We start from the raw sequence: 16201 nt of genomic DNA on the forward strand, positions 1-16201 counted from the left end.
CGCGGGGTGGGGGTGTTCGGCGGTGAAGCGGTCGAGCAGGCCCTCGGGGAGGGTCACCATTCGAGGCTCCTTCGGCGGACGGAGACGAGGAGCTCCTCGACGCGGTCGCGGTCCGGGAGGTCGGGGAGCGGGCTCGCGTCGAGGGCGCCGTCCATGCCCGCGGTGAGTTCGGCGCGCCACGCGTCGATCTCGTCCCGGGGCATCTCGCCGCGCTTGACGGCGAGGAACCGGTCGCGCAGGTCGCCGACGCCGACGAGCGGTTCGCCGGTGCGGACGAGGTGCAGGCCGCTGTGCAGGAGGCGCAGCATGTGCATCACGTGCTTCCAGTTGGGTTCGCCGGACTTGCGCAAGTCGTCTTGCAGCTTGCGGAACTGGCTGTCGGCGTAGCGGAGGAACGTGCGGTGCGCGCGGCGGGACAGGAAGGACGCGCGGACGGCCAGGAGCTCCTCGCCGATCGGGGTGACGCGCTCGACGAGCGGCGACCAGAGGCACTCCAGGACGGTCGGGTTCGCGGCGAGCGCCAGCTCGCAGAACCGCTCGAGCTCCCACGAGAACTGCTCGGGCAGCGGGCCGTCCAGATGGGTGGGCGGCTTGTCGAAACGCCAGTACAGCGGTGCGGGCGCGGCGAACACGCCGCGCCGGTCGACGTCGCTGCCGCCGGTCGCGAGGCCGTACGCGCGCGATCCCGTCACGACGGACAGGATCGTGTGGTCGCGGACGAGCCGCAGGTCGGTGCTCACCGGTTCGGTCACGCACGAAGCCTGACGTAACGGGCGCGGCGACGTCGAACGGGTTTCCTGCGGCCTCTGCAAGCCGAACACAGATCAGACACGAAGTTGCTGAAAGTTTCTGCAAGCTGTTTACGATCCTGAAACGCGTTGCTAATGTCCCCGATCAACCACCCCCATCCACCGAACGGCGGGACGGCGGCCGGCACCGCCCGTCCCGTGAATGGAGGACCCCATGCGGCGCATCCCCCGGATCGGCGGCGCGGTCGCCGGCGCCGTCCTCGCGCTCTCCCTGGCCGGCTGCGGCGGCGATGGCGACGGCGACGGATCGTCCGGCACGTCCGCGGAAAGCCTGCAAGGCCGCGGCCCCATCACGTTCGTCACCGGCAAGGACCGCTCCGGAAACCTGCAGAAGCAGCTGGACGGCTGGAACTCCGAGCACCCGGACGAGAAGGTGCGCGTCATCGAGCTGCCGGACGAGCCCAACGAGCAGCGGCAGCAGATGATCCAGAACGCGACGACGAAGTCGGACGCGTACACGGTGCTCAACCTCGACGTCGTCTGGACGGCGGAGTTCGCGGCCAACCGGTGGCTGACCGAGCTGCCCGAGGACAAGATCGACCTGTCCACGATGCTGCCCGCGACGGTCGAGACCGGGCGGTACCGCGACCGGCTGTACGCCGTGCCGTCGACGTCCGACGCGGGGATGCTCTACTACCGCGAGGACCTGCTGGAGAAGGCCGGGATCTCCGAGCCGCCGAAGACCTACCGGCAGATGTGGGACGCCTGCGCGAAGGTCGAACGGCTCGACGAGGCCGAGGACGTCGACTGCTTCTTCACCGAGGTCAACAAGAGCGAGAGCATGACGATCTCGATGGTGGAGGCGATCGGCAGCGCGGGCGGCGCCATCATCGGGCCGGACGGCAAGCCCGCGGTGAACACCCCGCAGGCGAAGCAGGGCCTGGAGTTCCTGGTGCGGGCCTACGAGGACGGCCGGATGCCGAAGTCGGCGATCACGCTCGACACCGAGGGCGGACGCCGCCACTTCCAGGAGGGCCGGCTCGTGTTCCAGCGGCAGTGGCCGTACCAGTACTCGCTGGCGAACGAGGACGACGGCTCGTCCGAGGTCGCCGGGAAGTTCGCCGTCGCGCCGCTGCCCGGACCGGACGGGCCGGGCGTCTCCAACCTCGGCGGGCACAACCTCGCGATCTCGGCGTTCGCGGAGAACAAGGCGACCGCCCTGGACTTCGTCCGCTACCTGACCGGTGCGCAGGCCCAGCGCGACAACCTGCTGGCCACCTCGCAGGCACCGACGATCGCCGCGCTCTACGACGACCCCGAGCTGGTGAAGAAGTTCCCGTACCTGCCGGTCCTGAAGTCGGCGATCGAGAACGCCACGCCGCGTCCCGTCGCGGTGAAGTACGGCGACGTGACCGCCGCGATCCAGGAGGCCGGCTACGCGGCCGTCACCGGCGACGCGCCCGTCGACGAGGCCCTCGCCGACCTGCAGGGCGAGCTCGAGACCCTGACCGCCCAGAAGTGACCGGCATGACGACGCAGGACGAGCGGGCCGCCGCGGCGAACGCCGCGGCGGCCGCGCCGCGCGGGCGGCGGGCGCCCGGCGGCGGGAAGGGCGGCGGGGACGCGCGCGGTCAGCGGCGGCTCGCCGCGCTGCTGCTGTCCCCGACCCTGCTGGTACTGGCGCTGGTCATCGGCTACCCGGTGCTGGCCGGGTTCCGCGAGTCGCTGTACGCGCGGGGCGAGGGCCTGGACGAGAGCGGGTTCGTCGTCGAGGGGACGCGCTTCGTCGGTTTCGACAACTACACCGCGATCTTCAGCGGCGACCCGGCCGGCGCGTTCTGGAACGCGTTCGGCAACACGACGTTCTTCACGTTCACGACCGTGATCCTCGAGACGGTGATCGGCGTCGGGATGGCGCTCATCATGCATCGGGCGTTCCGGGGCCGCGCGCTCGTCCGGGCGAGCATCCTGGTGCCGTGGGCGATCCCGACCGCGATCTCCGGACTGCTGTGGCGATGGATCTTCCAGGCCGACGGGGCCGCGAACGCGCTCCTGCGGCAGCAGATCCTGTGGACGGCCGACGGTTGGCCCGCCAAGCTCGCGGTGATCATCGCCGAGGTGTGGAAGACGTCGCCGTTCATCGGGCTGCTGGTGCTCGCCGGCCTGCAGATGATCCCCCGGGACGTCCACGAGGCGGCCCGCGTGGACGGCGCGAGCGCCGTGCAGCGGTTCTGGAGCGTCACGCTCCCGCTGGTGAAGCCCGCGCTGCTGGTCGCGGTGCTGTTCCGGTTGCTGGACGTGCTGCGCATGTTCGACCTCCCGGCCGTCCTCATCGGCGTCAACCAGGACTCCGTGGAGACGCTGACGATGATCGCGTGGTTCGAGGCGTCCAACCTGAGATACGGGTCGGCGGCGGCGTACGCGACGGTGCTGTTCGTCTACATCGCGCTGATCGCGTACCTGTTCGTGAAGCTGCTGGGCGCCGACATCATCGGCGAGGCCCGCGAAGAGACGAAACGAGCGAAACGCCAGAAGGCGCGCCGACGGAAGGCGGTGCAGGCATGACCGCCTCCCGGACCCGGACCCGGACCCGGCGGATCCTGTCGTACGCCGGGATCGCGGCCGTGGCCCTCTACTGCCTCGCGCCGTTCTACTGGATGACGGTCTCGGCGTTCCGGCGCCCGCAGGACCAGTTCGACAACTCGATCGTCCCGGTACGGTGGTCGCTCGAGAACTTCACCGCGGTCTTCCAGGGCGACAACGGCTTCGGGCGGGCACTGCTCAACAGCGTCGTCGTGGCCGGCACCACCACCGCACTGACCCTGATCATCGGCGTCTCCACGGCGTACGCGCTGGCCCGGCTGCGCTTCCGGTTCAAGAACGCGCTGCTCGGGCTCATCGTCGCGACGTCGATGTTCCCCGGAATCTCCCAACTCGTTCCGTTGCTGAAACTCTTCACCGACATCGGTTGGATCAACACCTACCAGGCGATGATCGTGCCGAGCCTCGGCTTCGCGCTGCCGCTGTCGATCTGGCTGCTGACCGCGTTCTTCCGGCAGCTCCCGTTCGAGCTGGAGCAGGCGGCGATGGTGGACGGCTGCACGCGCGGCCAGGCCTTCCGGAAGATCATCGTCCCGCTGGCGGCGCCCGGGGTGTTCACCACGGCGATCCTGACGTTCATCGCCGCGTGGAACGAATTCCTCATCGCGCTGTCGATGGTGAACGAGAAGGACATGCAGACCGCCACCGTGGCGATCTCGAAGTTCACCGGCGTGTCCGGCTTCGACCAGCCGTTCGGCACCCAGATGGCGGCGGGCGTCATCGTGACCGTCCCGCTCATCGTCGTCGTGCTGGTCTTCCAGCGCCGGATCGTCGCCGGGCTCACCGCCGGCGGCGTCAAGTGAAAACCCGATCTGGCCACCGAAACGAAGGACGTTCATGACGCAGGACACCCTCGCCGTCCCCGCGCCCCGGGACGGCGCCGAGCACGCCGCCCGCTGGTGGCGGGACGCCGTGATCTACCAGGTCTACGTGCGCAGCTTCGCCGACGCGGACGGCGACGGCGTCGGCGACCTTCCGGGCGTCCGGTCCCGGCTGCCCTACCTGGCGGCGCTCGGCGTGGACGCGCTGTGGCTGACCCCGTTCTACGTCTCCCCCATGGCCGACTTCGGCTACGACGTCGCCGACTACCGCGACGTCGACCCGCTGTTCGGCACCCTCGCCGACGCCCGCGCGCTGATCGCCGACGCGCACGGCCACGGCCTGCGGGTCATCGTCGACGTCGTACCGAACCACACCTCCGACCGGCACGCCTGGTTCCGGGCGGCCCTCGCCGCCGAGCCGGGGTCGCCCGAGCGCGCCCGGTACGTCTTCCGGGACGGCCGCGGCCCGGACGGCGCCGAGCCGCCCAACGACTGGGAGTCGGTGTTCGGCGGCGCCGCCTGGACGCGGGTGCCCGACGGGCAGTGGTACCTGCACCTGTTCGCGTCCGAGCAGCCCGACCTGAACTGGGAGAACCCCGAGGTCCACGAGGAGTTCGCGGGCATCCTGAAGTTCTGGCTCGACCTCGGCGTGGACGGCTTCCGGATCGACGTCGCGCACGGCATGGCGAAGGCCCCCGGGCTGCCCGACGTCGGCCACCCGAACCAGGTCGAGATGCTCGGCACGGCCGTCCTGCCCTACTTCGACCAGGACCCGGTGCACGACATCCACCGCTCCTGGCGGCGCCTCCTCGACTCCTACGACGGCGAGCGCATCGGGGTCGCCGAGGCGTGGGCCCCGACCCCCGAGCGCCTCGCCGCCTACACCCGTCCGGACGAGCTCCACCAGGCGTTCAACTTCCACTACCTCACCGCGCCGTGGGACGCCGCCGCGCTGCGGGAGGTCGTCGACGAGTCGCTGCGCACCGCGGCGGCGGTCGGCGCCCCCGCGACCTGGGTGCTGTCGAACCACGACGTGAAGCGGCACGTCACCCGGTACGGCGGCGGCGCGACCGGCCTGGCGCGGGCCCGCGCCGCGGCGCTGCTGACGCTCGCGCTGCCCGGCTCGGCGTACGTCTACCAGGGCGAGGAGCTGGGGCTCCCCGAGGTCCTCGACCTGCCGGAGGAGTTCCTCCAGGACCCCCAGCGGCTGCGCGGCGAGGGCCAGGGCCGCGACGGCTGCCGGGTGCCGATGCCGTGGGACGGGGACGAGCCGCCGTTCGGGTTCGGGACCGGTGCGGCCTCCTGGCTGCCGATCCCGCCGGCGTGGCGGTCCCTCACCGTCGCCGCGCAGGACGCCGACCCGGACTCGATGCTCGCGCTCTACCGGGACGCGCTGCGCGTCCGGCGCGAGCACCCGGCGCTCGGCGACGGCCGGCTCCGCTGGCTGGACGGCCCCGCCGGCACGCTGACGTTCGTCCGGGACGCCCCCGACGGCGGGCGCTCGCTGGCCTGCACGGTGAACACGTCCGGCCGGACGGTCCGCGTCCCCGTGCCCGCCCCCTCCCGCGCCTCCGTGCAAGGCGCCCCGCTGCTCGCCAGCGGTCCCGTCGAGGTCGGGGACGCGGGGGCCGAGCTGCCCCCGGACACCGCCCTGTGGTGGGACCTCGAGGAGCGCTGACCCCGGCTTCCCGGCGCGGCGGGGCGCACCGCAGTACGGTGCCGATAGCGGGACATACGAGCCGTTCCCAGGAACATCAGAACCACGAACAGGGAGCGAGTTGAAACCGATGACGACGCGCCTGGCCGACATCGCGGCCCACGCCGGAGTGAGCGAGGCGACGGTGAGCCGGGTGCTGAACGGCAAGCCGGGCGTGTCCCCGACCACGCGCCAGGCGGTGCTGACCGCGCTGGACGTGCTCGGTTACGAGCGCCCGGCCCGGCTGCGGCAGCAGCGGGCCGGGCTGATCGGGCTGATCATCCCGGAGCTGACCAACCCGATCTTCCCGGCGTTCGCCGAGGTCATCGAGAGCGCGCTGGCCCGGCACGGGTACATGGCGGTGCTGTGCTCGCAGGCGCCGGGCGGCGTCGCCGAGGACGACTACATCGAGATGCTGCTGGAGCGCGGCGTCGCGGGGATCATCTTCGTCAACGGGCTGCACGCCAACGCCAACTCCGACCGGGCCCGGTACGCGCGGCTGCAGGAGAAGGCGCTGCCGATCGTGCTGGTGAACGGGTACCGCGACGACATCGAGGCGCCGTTCATCTCCAACGACGACATCGCCTCGATGGAGGCGGCGGTCGGGCACCTGGCCGCGATGGGCCACCGCCGGATCGGCCTGGCGATCGGGCAGGACGTCTACGTCCCGACGCGCCGCAAGACCGAGGGGTTCCGGCGGGGCATGGCCGCGCACACGGACCTGCCCGCGGCCGAGGTCGACGCGCTGGTCGTCAACACGATGTACACGGTGGAGGGCGGGCAGGCCGCGGCGGCCCGACTGCTGGACGAGGGGTGCACGGCGATCTGCGGCGGCAACGACATCATGGCGCTGGGCGCGATCCGGGCGGCGCGGGCGCGCGGCCTGCGGGTCCCGGAGGACGTCTCGGTCACCGGCATGGACGACTCGCTGCTGACGGCCTACCTGGACCCGCCGCTGACCACGGTCCGGCAGTCGGTGCGGGAGATGTCGATGGCGGCGGTGAGCACGGTGCTGGGCGAGATCGGCGGCGAGCGCGCGCCGCGAACCGAACTGCTGTACCGGCCGGAACTGGTCGTGCGGCGCTCGACGGCGCCCGCGCCGGCGCCCCGGACGGGCCGGCGCGCGGCCGGCGCCGGAACGGGGACCGGCACCGCCCGCTGATCCGTTCACCGGCCCGTCCCCGGGCGTTGGCGCAGGTGCCGGGCCCGTGCGGGCATCGCACGGCCCGATAACGGCCGAAACACGCCGATAACAGTTCAGTCTCGGCGATTGACAGTGACCGGGGTCACGGTCTTTGCTTCGTGGGAGCGCTCCCACACCCGAGGTACATCACAACTGGAAGGGGTCCGCGATGAGGGCCAGCATGCGGCGCGGACTGAGCACGGCGGTGGCCGCGTTGCTCGTCGGCGGCCTCGCCGTCGCCTGTGGCGGGGACGACTCAGGCGGTGACGGCAACATCGAGCTGACCGTCGACGTCTTCGGCGAGCCGGGCTACGAAGAGCTGTACAAGCAGTACGAGGCGTCTCACCCGAACGTCACGATCAAGCAGCGCAAGGTGTCCGCCCTGGACGACTTCAAGCCGCGAATCCAGCAGTGGATGGCCACCGGCAGCGGGGCGGGCGACGTCGTCATGCTGGAGGAGGGCATCCTGCCCCTCTACATGCAGCAGGCGAACAAGTTCGTCGACCTCTTCGACCACGGCGGCAAGGAGCTCGAGCAGAACTTCGTGTCGTGGAAGTGGGCGGGGGGCCTCACGCCGGACGGCGAGCAGCTCGTCGGCCTCGGCACCGACGTCGGCGCGCTCGCCATGTGCTACCGCACCGACCTGTTCGAGGAGGCCGGACTCCCGACCGAGCGCGACGAGGTCTCCGAACTCTGGCCGACGTGGGACGAGTTCCTGAAGGTCGGCCAGGACTTCCAGTCGGAGATGCCGGACACCAAGTGGCTGGACGGCCCGACGGCCATCTGGCGGACCACCGTCCTGCAGCAGGCCGGCGCGGGCGCGGGCTACAGCTACTTCGACAAGCAGAACGAGCTGGTCTTCAGCAGCAACCCGGCGGTGAAGGCCTCGTTCGACACGACGCTGAAGTTCGAGCAGAACAAGCTCACCGCCGACATGTCGATCTTCACCCCGCCGTGGCAGACCGCGCTGAAGCGCGACACGTTCGCGACCGTGCCGTGCCCGTCCTGGATGCTCGGGGGCATCAAGGAGTTCTCCGGTGACTTCGGCGAGGGCAAGTGGGACGTCGCCCAGGTGCCGGGCGGCAGCGGCTACTGGGGCGGCTCGTGGCTGGCCGTGCCGAAGCAGACCGACCACGCCGCGGAGGCCGCCGAACTGGCCAAGTTCCTGACCTCGCCCGAGGGCCAGATCGGCGCGTACAAGGCCGCGAACGTCTTCCCGTCCTCGCCGCAGGCCGCGAAGGACCCGGCCGTGGCCGAGGCCAAGGACCCGTACTTCAACGACGCCCCGGTCGGCCAGATCTTCGGCGAGATGGTCGCGCAGGCCAAGCCCGTCTACCTCGGCCCGAAGAACGAGGACGTGCGCCAGGCCGTGGAGAACGTCCTGATCGGCGTCGGCCAGGGCAAGGTCCCCGCCGGCGAGGCGTGGGACAAGGCCGTCGAGGAGGCGGAGAAGTCGGCCCGGTGACCCCGGCCCGGCCCTGACCCCTACCGACCCACCCCGACGACCCACCCCCGACGACCCACCCGTTTCCCAGCCAGGCGGTGGCGCCGTGCCTCACCTCCCCGTGCGGCGCCACCGCCTCACTCATGTCCCGGACCTCCGTCCCCGGACGGAACCGCCCCCGAAAGGAGGCGCATGACCACCGATCTGCGCGCCGGCCGGAAGCAGTCCCGGCCCGCGCCGGGCGGCACCGGCCAACGTCCCCGCACCACCTGGCGGGGCCGGCTGACCAAGCTCGACACGAAGGCCTCGCCCTACGCCTTCATCTCGCCCTTCTACATCGTCTTCCTGATCTTCGGCCTGTTCCCGCTCGGCTTCACGCTCTGGGTCTCGCTGCACGACTGGGGGCTCGCCTCCGGCACCCGCGAGTTCGTGGGCCTGGAGAACTACGACTACCTGCTGACGGACTCCGACTTCTGGCACGCGACCGTCAACACCATCGGGATCTTCGTCATGGCGACGGTCCCGCAGCTGCTCATCGCCCTGTTCATCGCGAACGCGCTGAACCGGCGGATCCGGATGCCCACGCTGTTCCGGATCGGCATGGTCGCGCCGCTGGTCACCTCGACCGCCGCGGTGTCCATCGTGTTCACCCAGATGTTCGACACCGACTGGGGAATGATCAACTGGGCGCTCGGCCTGGTCGGTATCGACCCGATCGACTGGAGCACGAGCCGCGGCTGGTCCTGGGTCGCGATCGCCGCGATGGTGAACTGGCGGTGGATCGGCTACAACGCGCTGATCTACCTGGCCGCCATGCAGTCCATCCCGCGCGACCTCTACGAGGCGGCCGCGATCGACGGCGCCTCCCGGACCCGCCAGTTCTGGCAGATCACCGTGCCGATGCTGCGCCCGACGGTCATCTTCACGGTGATCATCTCGACGATCGGCGGCCTGCAGCTGTTCACCGAGCCCGTGCTGTTCAGCGTCGGAACGCCCAACAACATGGACGGCGGCGCGCTGCACCAGTTCCAGACGATCACGATGTACATGTACGACAACGCCTTCGGCTCGGACCGGTACGGCTACGGCGCCGCGGTCGCCTGGGCGCTCTTCATGATGATCATCGTGTTCTCCCTGATCAACTTCCTGATCGTGCGACGCACGGGAGGCACCAAGTGACGACGCTCCTCGCCGGCCCCGGGCAGTCCGCCAAGCGCGCCCGCCCGAGCGGCAAGCTGCGCGGCCTGTGGGAGGCCAGTCCGCTCACCTACGTGGCGCTGATCGTCGCGATCGCCCTGTCGCTGTTCCCGATCTACTGGATGATCGTCGTCGCGACGCGCACCAACGACGTCGTCTCGGCCGTCCCGCCCCCGCTGCTGCCGGGCGGCGAGGCCGGGGACAACGTGGGCCGCCTGTTCGACAACCCCGACGCCTACTTCGCGCAGGGCCTGCTGAACTCGGCGATCGCCTCGACCGTGGTCACCGTCTCGACGGTGTTCTTCGCGTCGCTGGCCGGGTTCGCGTTCGCCAAGCTGCGCTTCAAGGGCAAGAACGCGCTGCTGCTGATCATCATCGCGACGATGATGATCCCGGTCCAGATGGGCATCATCCCGCTCTACATGATCATGGTGGAGCTGGGCTGGCAGAACCAGCTCCAGGCGGTCATCGTCCCGTTCCTGGTCACCGGGTTCGGCGTGTTCATGATGCGGCAGTACGCCTCGCAGGCCATCCCGGACGAGCTGATCGAGGCGGCGCGCGTCGACGGCTGCTCCACGTTCGGCATCTACTGGCGGGTCGTCATGCCGGCGCTGCGGCCCGCGGCCGGGGTCCTCGGGCTGCTGACGTTCATGCAGACCTGGAACGAGTTCATGTGGCCGCTCGCGGTGCTCGCCCCGGACAACCCCACCGTGCAGCTGTCGATCAACAACCTGGCCAACGCCTACTTCGACGACTACACGCTCATGTTCGCCGGGACGACCGTGGCGGTGCTGCCGCTGCTCGTCGTGTTCATCGTTTTCGGCCGCCAGATCATCGGCGGAATCATGGAAGGTGCGGTAAAGGCGTGACCTCGCTACAGGACGACACCGGTGCGGCCGAGGCCGCGCTGTTCCCGGCCGGGTTCCGGTGGGGCGCGGCGACCGCCGCCTTCCAGATCGAGGGCGCGGCGGCCGAGGGCGGGCGCGGCCCGTCCATCTGGGACACCTTCTGCCGGACGCCCGGCAAGGTCCTGAACGGCGACACCGGCGACGTCGCCGTGGACCATTACCACCGCTTCCCCGAGGACGTCGCGCTGATGGCCGATCTCGGCCTGACCGCGTACCGGTTCTCGGTGTCGTGGCCCCGCATCCAGCCGGACGGCGCGGGCGCCGTCAACGAGGAGGGCCTCGACTTCTACCGGCGGCTCGTGGACGCGCTGCTGGAGGCCGGCATCGAGCCGTGGCCGACGCTGTACCACTGGGACCTGCCGCAGCCGCTGGAGGACGCCGGCGGCTGGCCGGAGCGGGAGACCGCGCACCGGTTCGCCGAGTACGCGGCGCACGTCCACGGCGCGCTGGGCGACCGCGTCCGGAACTGGATGACGGTGAACGAGCCGTGGTGCGGGGCGTTCCTCGGCTACGCGTCCGGGGAGCACGCGCCCGGGCGGCTCGAGCCGGCCGCGTCGCTGCTCGCCGCGCACCACATGCTGCTCGGGCACGGGCTCGCGGTGGAGGCGATGCGGGCGAAGCGCCCGGACAACCGGTTCGGCGCGGCCGTCAACCTGTACGCGGTCTCCCCCGCGTCGGACGACGAGGCGGACGTGGACGCGGCCCGCCGCGTCGACGGGCTGCAGAACCGGCTGTTCCTGGATCCGCTGCTGCTGGGCCGCTACCCCGAAGACGTCCTCGCCGACACGGCCGGGCTGGGGTTCGAGCCGTCCGAGGAGGACCTGCGGACGATCCACCAGCCGCTCGACCAGCTCGGCATCAACTACTACTCGCGGCACACCGTCGCGGGGACGCCGGGCGAGGCGGCGCAGACCGCGTCGTCGCCGTTCTCCACGCACTCCCCGTGGGTCGGCAGCGAGCACGTCCGGTTCGTCCCGGCGGGGCGTCCGGTGACCGGGATGGGCTGGGAGATCGACGAGAGCGGCCTGCTCGAGGTGCTGACCCGGCTGCACCGCGAGTACCCGGCGGTCCCGCTGTACATCACCGAGAACGGGGCGGGCTACGACGAGGAGCTGGACGGCGACGGGACGGTCCAGGACACCGGGCGGATCGAGTACGTCGACGCGCACCTGCGCGCCTGCCACGACGCGATCGCCGCGGGCGTACCGCTGCAGGGCTACTTCACGTGGTCGCTGCTGGATAATTTCGAGTGGGCCTGGGGCTACTCGAAGCGCTTCGGGCTGGTGCACGTGGACTACGCGACGCAGCGGCGCGTCCCGAAGGCGAGCGCCCGCTGGTACGCGGACGTGATCCGGCGGGGCGGGCCGGGCGGACGCTCGTCCGGCTGAGTTCCGGGGACGGAGCGGCGGGCCCGGCTTCGGGCCCGCGCGGACGGCGGGTCCCGGCGGCGGTTCCGGTCGTCGTGGTACGAGATCGACGGAGGGGGGCGGGATGGCGGGCAGGAGCACGCGACCCACGCTGGAGGAGGTCGCGGCGCGGGCCGGGGTGGGCCGCGGCACGGTCTCCCGGGTGATCAACGGGTCGCCGCGGGTCAGCGCGCAGGCCCGCACGGCCGTGCTGCGGGCGATCGACGAGCTGGGGTACGTGCCGAACCGCGCGGCCCGCACGCTCGTCACCCGCCGGACCGACACGGTGGCGCTGGTGGTCGCCGAGTCCGACCAGCGGCTGTTCGGCGAGCCGTACTTCGCGGGCATCGTCCGCGGGATCGGCAACGGCCTCGCCGACACGGGCCTGCAGCTCCTGCTCGCCATGGCCCGCTCCCCCGCCGAGTACGCGCGGCTGGAGAACTACCTCACGCCGCAGCACGTGGACGGGGTGCTGCTCACGTCGCTGCACGCGGAGGACCCGCTGCCCGCGAAGCTGGAGGCGGCGGGCGTCCCGACGGTGCTCGGCGGCTGCCCGCCGGGGGTGTCGCCGGTCAGCTACGTGGACGTCGACAACCGCAGCGGGGCGCGGGAGGCCGTCGCGCACCTGATCAGCCGCGGCCGGCGGCGGATCGCGACGATCGCGGGGCCGCAGGACATGGGCGCCGGCATCGACCGGCTCACCGGCTACCGGGACGCGCTCGCCGCCGCCGGGCTGCCCGAGTGCGTCGCGTTCGGCGACTTCGGGGAGGCCAGCGGCATCACCGCCGCCGAGGACCTGCTCGCCCGGGACCCGGAGCTGGACGCGGTGTTCGCCGCCGACGACCCGATGGCCCTCGGCGCGCTGCGCGTCCTGCACCGGATGGGCCGCCGCGTCCCGGACGACGTCGCGGTGATCGGGTTCGACGACTCGGCGGCCGCGCCGCTCGCCGACCCCCCGCTGTCGACCGTCCACCAGTCGCTGGAGGAGATGGGCGTGGAGATGGCGCGGCTGCTGGTGTCGCGGATCGGCGGCGAGACGGTCGCCGAGCCGGTGATCGTCCTCAAGCCGCACCTGGTGCTGCGGGAGAGCGCCTGACCTGCGCGGGCGTAAGATCATCCGCATGGCCTACGAACCGACCCAGGTAGAGATGACCCATCTGCGCCGCTGCGTGGAGCTGGCCGCCGAGGCCCTCGCGGCCGGCGACGAGCCGTTCGGGTCCGTGCTGGTCGCGGGGTCGGGCGAGGTCCTGGCCGAGGACCGCAACCGCGTCGCCGGCGGGGACCGCACCCGGCATCCCGAGTTCGAGCTGGCCCGCTGGGCGGCGGAGCGGATGGCGCCGGACGAGCGCGCCGCCGCGACCGTCTACACCTCCGGCGAGCACTGCCCGATGTGCGCGGCGGCGCACGGCTGGGTCGGGCTGGGCCGGATCGTGTACGTCGCGTCGTCGGCCCAGCTCACCGGGTGGCTCGCCGAGCGCGGGCTGCCCCCGGCGCCGGTCCGTCCGATCCCGGTCCGGGACGTGGCCCCGGACGTCCGCGTCGAGGGCCCGGTGGCCGAGCTGGAGGCCGACATCCGCGCCCTGCACGCCCGCGCCCACGGCTGACGGGCCCTCCGGCCGCGCCCGGGGCTAGATCCGGTGGAGGCGGCCGCCCACGACGGAGCCGGGGTCGGGGTCCTCGTCCAGCAGCGGGCTCCGCTCCCGCGCGCCGACCCGGACCTCGGCCCAGAACAGGTAGCCCGCGACCACGTAGTCGCACGGTATGTCCTTGGCCACGTGGTACAGGGTCGAGTCGCGCCACTTGCTGCCGGTTCTCCGCTCCTCGGCGTGCATCGTCTCCGCACTCGCCGCCGACACGCGCAGGCCGGAGTACTGGTCGGCCAGCGAGATCCGGGACACGTCCTGGAAGAGGACGTCGAAGACCCTGGGGGCGCCGCCGTCCTCGGCTCCCAGGAAGCCGCGCAGCAGCACCTTGCTGTGGCCCACTTCCAGGGCCCACGGCCTGAAGATGCCCCGCAGTTCCAGCGGGAGGCTCCCCCGCACCACGTCGAACGTCACTTGTACTCCACCCGCGCCCATTGTTCCGAACGGCGGTTCCAGCGGTAGAAGTCGACCTTGCCCATGAGACCGGCGTCGTCCACCTGGAGCAGCTCCCACTGGGTGTCGAGGAGGCGGCTCTCCGGCGTTTTCCGTGCGATCTCCAGGGCCTTCTTGGGGCCGCGGGTGTCGCCGGGCAGGCCGTCGAGCATGAAGGATATGCGCGTCTCCCCGCGGCCCGCCCGCGCGATGGCGGCCCGGACCTCGTCCCTCCAGGTGTCGGTCGTCGCGCCGAGCAGGTGCTGCCCCCCGACCTTGTCGGCGAACCCCTTGAGGTTGTTGGCGCGCCTGCCGAGGGCGACGTGGCGGGGCGGTTGCGCGGGTCGCGCGTCCTTGCAGTCGTTGTGGACCAGGGCGGACGTGCCGCCCGCCCGCACGTGGTACGTGTGCAGGTCCGCGACCGTGAGGTTGTGGACGCGCCGGTCGTGCGCGGTCCGGTGGTCGGTGGCGGTGACCTGGACGTGCGTGCCCGCGCCGGTGCGGAGCCACATCCCCGGCTCCAGGTCGGCGGCCTCGACCCACGCGCCGACGTCGCCGGCCACCCAGAAGGGATGGTTCCCGGTGGCGGTCACGGACCCGCCGCCCGCCTCGACCCGGACGAGGTTCTTGTCGCCCGTCCCGGTGATGGTGGCGAGGACGGGCCGGGCGCCGGTCTCGCCGGTTTCCGGGGAGGCGGCCAGGACCTCCTCGCCCACCCGCACGTCCTCGATGTCCTTCGTGCCGCCGTCCGCCATGAGGACCTGCGTGCCGGGCAGGAAGCTGTTGGGCGCCGGGCATCCGCTCGCCCGGTCGCGTTCCTGCCGGACCTGCCGCACGAGCCGCTTCACCTCGACCGCGGCCAGGGCCCGCGCGCTGATCACGTTGTCCGCGCGGAACGGGATGCGGTAGTTGACGGGCCTGCCGCCGAGGGCCCGGGAGCGGGCCATCGCCCGCGCCCGGTGCTCGGCGTTGACGGAGTTGAACACCGATCCTGCGCCCGGGTTCGAGCAGCTCAGGCTCCCGGACACGCCGCTACCGCTGATCGGGAAGGTACCGGGGGCGCTGGTGCACCGGCCGGCGGAGCGCCCGTCGATGGAGAAGGTCGAGGTCAGCACGGCGGAGACGCTGCCGCCCGTGATCCGGGACCGGGCCGCGGCGGTGATGCTGCCGGTGAAGTTCTTCGTGACCGAGCAGCCGCCCGCGCCGCAGCTCACGTTCCCCGAGGCGCCGAGGGTGAAGGAGATGCCGCCGACGGTCGCGTTCTCCAGCTGCCCGACCTGCTTCTCCAGCGTCTCGAACATCTTCGTGGCGGCGTCCCCGGTGACCGGGGTGAGGTCCATCCCCTCGGAGTCACCGCCGTCGAGGGGACCGCTCGCCAGTCGGGGGCCGCCCGCGAGGAGGAACCCGCTCCTGAGCGGCTCTCCCCGCGAGGACCCGTCGAAGGGTTCCAGGCGCAGCACACGGTGCGGCGCCTGCCGGGTGACGAGCAGCCGTCCCGCCGGGGTGTTGACCGCTTTCGCGGGCGCGCCGTCCACGGTGGCCGATTCCGGGTCCTCGGGCTGCGGAACGTCGCCGGCCTTCGCCAGCGCGCGGGTCAGCTCGGTCGCCAGCGCGAGCGGTGCGGGCCTGCGGCCGAGCATCTCGCCGAGGGCCGCGGAGTTCCGCTCGCCACCCTCCGACCATCGGCCGGACTCGCCGTCCGAGGTCGTGCCACCGCGGTCGCGGGCGAAGGACTTCCCGCCGACCTGGAGGACCTCGTCCCCGGACGCCGCCGTGCCGAACTTGTTCCCGGACGCGGTGACCGTGATGTCGCGCCCGCTCGTGCCCGTCCCGGCGGCCTCCTGGTAGCGCAGGCCGGGAGCGCGGGCCAGGTCGTCGACGGCCAGCTCGAAGGGCCGCAGGTCCGGGGCCGCGACGGTCGAGCCGGCGCGATCGACGACCACGCTCGTCAGGCCGGCCGTCAACACCATGACCAGCGTCGCGACCGTGCCGAGCAGGAGCGCGCGCTGCGGGGTGCTCAGCATCTGGAGCTGCGGCAGCAACCGCATCGGCGCATTCGGGCGCGCCGGAAGGACCGCGTGCGCCGAGGGCCCGAGGGCCGACGGCGGCATCGGGGAAGAC

General features: G+C 72.0%; 14 protein-coding genes. 11 read left to right on the top strand and 3 right to left on the bottom strand.

All coding sequences use genetic code 11. From position 1 onward, the window contains the following. Positions 1–53 precede the first annotated feature (53 nt). Positions 54–752, bottom strand: a complete 699-nt coding sequence (locus F7P10_RS06235) for a nucleotidyltransferase domain-containing protein (RefSeq protein WP_254716441.1) — start codon at positions 750–752, stop codon at positions 54–56. A 211-nt stretch (positions 753–963) separates the two neighbouring features. On the opposite strand from F7P10_RS06235, the gene F7P10_RS06240 reads away from it, so the two are divergent. The 11 genes from F7P10_RS06240 (at position 964) to F7P10_RS06290 (ending at position 13609) form a co-directional block, all read left to right on the top strand. After that, positions 964–2271, top strand: coding sequence for an ABC transporter substrate-binding protein (locus F7P10_RS06240; RefSeq protein WP_218040395.1), 1308 nt, complete (start codon positions 964–966; stop codon positions 2269–2271). 5 nt (positions 2272–2276) lie between these two features. After that, positions 2277–3314, top strand: coding sequence for a carbohydrate ABC transporter permease (locus tag F7P10_RS06245; RefSeq protein ID WP_151008483.1), 1038 nt, complete (start codon positions 2277–2279; stop codon positions 3312–3314). Next, positions 3311–4153, top strand: a complete 843-nt coding sequence (locus F7P10_RS06250) for a carbohydrate ABC transporter permease (protein ID WP_151008484.1) — start codon at positions 3311–3313, stop codon at positions 4151–4153. The genes F7P10_RS06245 and F7P10_RS06250 overlap by 4 nt, the downstream gene beginning before the upstream one ends. A gap of 34 nt (positions 4154–4187) precedes the next feature. After that, positions 4188–5849, top strand: coding sequence for a glycoside hydrolase family 13 protein (locus F7P10_RS06255; protein WP_151008485.1), 1662 nt, complete (start codon positions 4188–4190; stop codon positions 5847–5849). A gap of 109 nt (positions 5850–5958) precedes the next feature. Further along, positions 5959–7029: a LacI family DNA-binding transcriptional regulator gene (locus F7P10_RS06260; protein WP_151008486.1), complete on the top strand. Its 1071-nt coding sequence runs from the start codon at positions 5959–5961 to the stop codon at positions 7027–7029. 190 nt (positions 7030–7219) lie between these two features. Then, on the top strand, positions 7220–8515 hold the full coding sequence (locus F7P10_RS06265) for an ABC transporter substrate-binding protein (RefSeq protein ID WP_151008487.1): 1296 nt from the start codon (positions 7220–7222) through the stop codon (positions 8513–8515). A gap of 171 nt (positions 8516–8686) precedes the next feature. Then, a complete protein-coding gene (locus F7P10_RS06270) occupies positions 8687–9673 on the top strand; it encodes a carbohydrate ABC transporter permease (protein WP_151008488.1) in 987 nt (328 codons plus the stop codon). Further along, positions 9670–10560 carry a carbohydrate ABC transporter permease gene (locus tag F7P10_RS06275; protein ID WP_218040396.1) on the top strand — a complete coding sequence of 297 codons (891 nt, stop codon included), beginning with the start codon at positions 9670–9672 and terminating at the stop codon, positions 10558–10560. Before F7P10_RS06270 ends, F7P10_RS06275 begins: the two co-directional genes overlap by 4 nt. Next, the gene (locus F7P10_RS06280; RefSeq protein ID WP_254716442.1) at positions 10557–11987 is read left to right on the top strand and encodes a GH1 family beta-glucosidase; all 1431 of its coding nucleotides are present in this window, start codon (positions 10557–10559) and stop codon (positions 11985–11987) included. The genes F7P10_RS06275 and F7P10_RS06280 overlap by 4 nt, the downstream gene beginning before the upstream one ends. Positions 11988–12090: 103 nt before the next feature. After that, positions 12091–13101: a LacI family DNA-binding transcriptional regulator gene (locus F7P10_RS06285; RefSeq protein ID WP_151008489.1), complete on the top strand. Its 1011-nt coding sequence runs from the start codon at positions 12091–12093 to the stop codon at positions 13099–13101. Positions 13102–13126: 25 nt separating this feature from the next. Continuing rightward, positions 13127–13609: a nucleoside deaminase gene (locus F7P10_RS06290; RefSeq protein ID WP_151008490.1), complete on the top strand. Its 483-nt coding sequence runs from the start codon at positions 13127–13129 to the stop codon at positions 13607–13609. A 24-nt stretch (positions 13610–13633) separates the two neighbouring features. Here F7P10_RS06290 and F7P10_RS06295 read toward each other — a convergent pair whose 3' ends face one another. Together F7P10_RS06295 and F7P10_RS43170 are read right to left on the bottom strand one after the other, a co-directional pair. After that, positions 13634–14062, bottom strand: a complete 429-nt coding sequence (locus F7P10_RS06295; RefSeq protein ID WP_151008491.1) for a hypothetical protein — start codon at positions 14060–14062, stop codon at positions 13634–13636. Then, positions 14059–16128, bottom strand: coding sequence for a polymorphic toxin-type HINT domain-containing protein (locus tag F7P10_RS43170; protein WP_254716732.1), 2070 nt, complete (start codon positions 16126–16128; stop codon positions 14059–14061). Before F7P10_RS43170 ends, F7P10_RS06295 begins: the two co-directional genes overlap by 4 nt. Between the last annotated feature and the right edge of the window lie 73 nt (positions 16129–16201).

Source organism: Actinomadura sp. WMMB 499 (assembly GCF_008824145.1).
Taxonomy (GTDB): domain Bacteria; phylum Actinomycetota; class Actinomycetes; order Streptosporangiales; family Streptosporangiaceae; genus Spirillospora.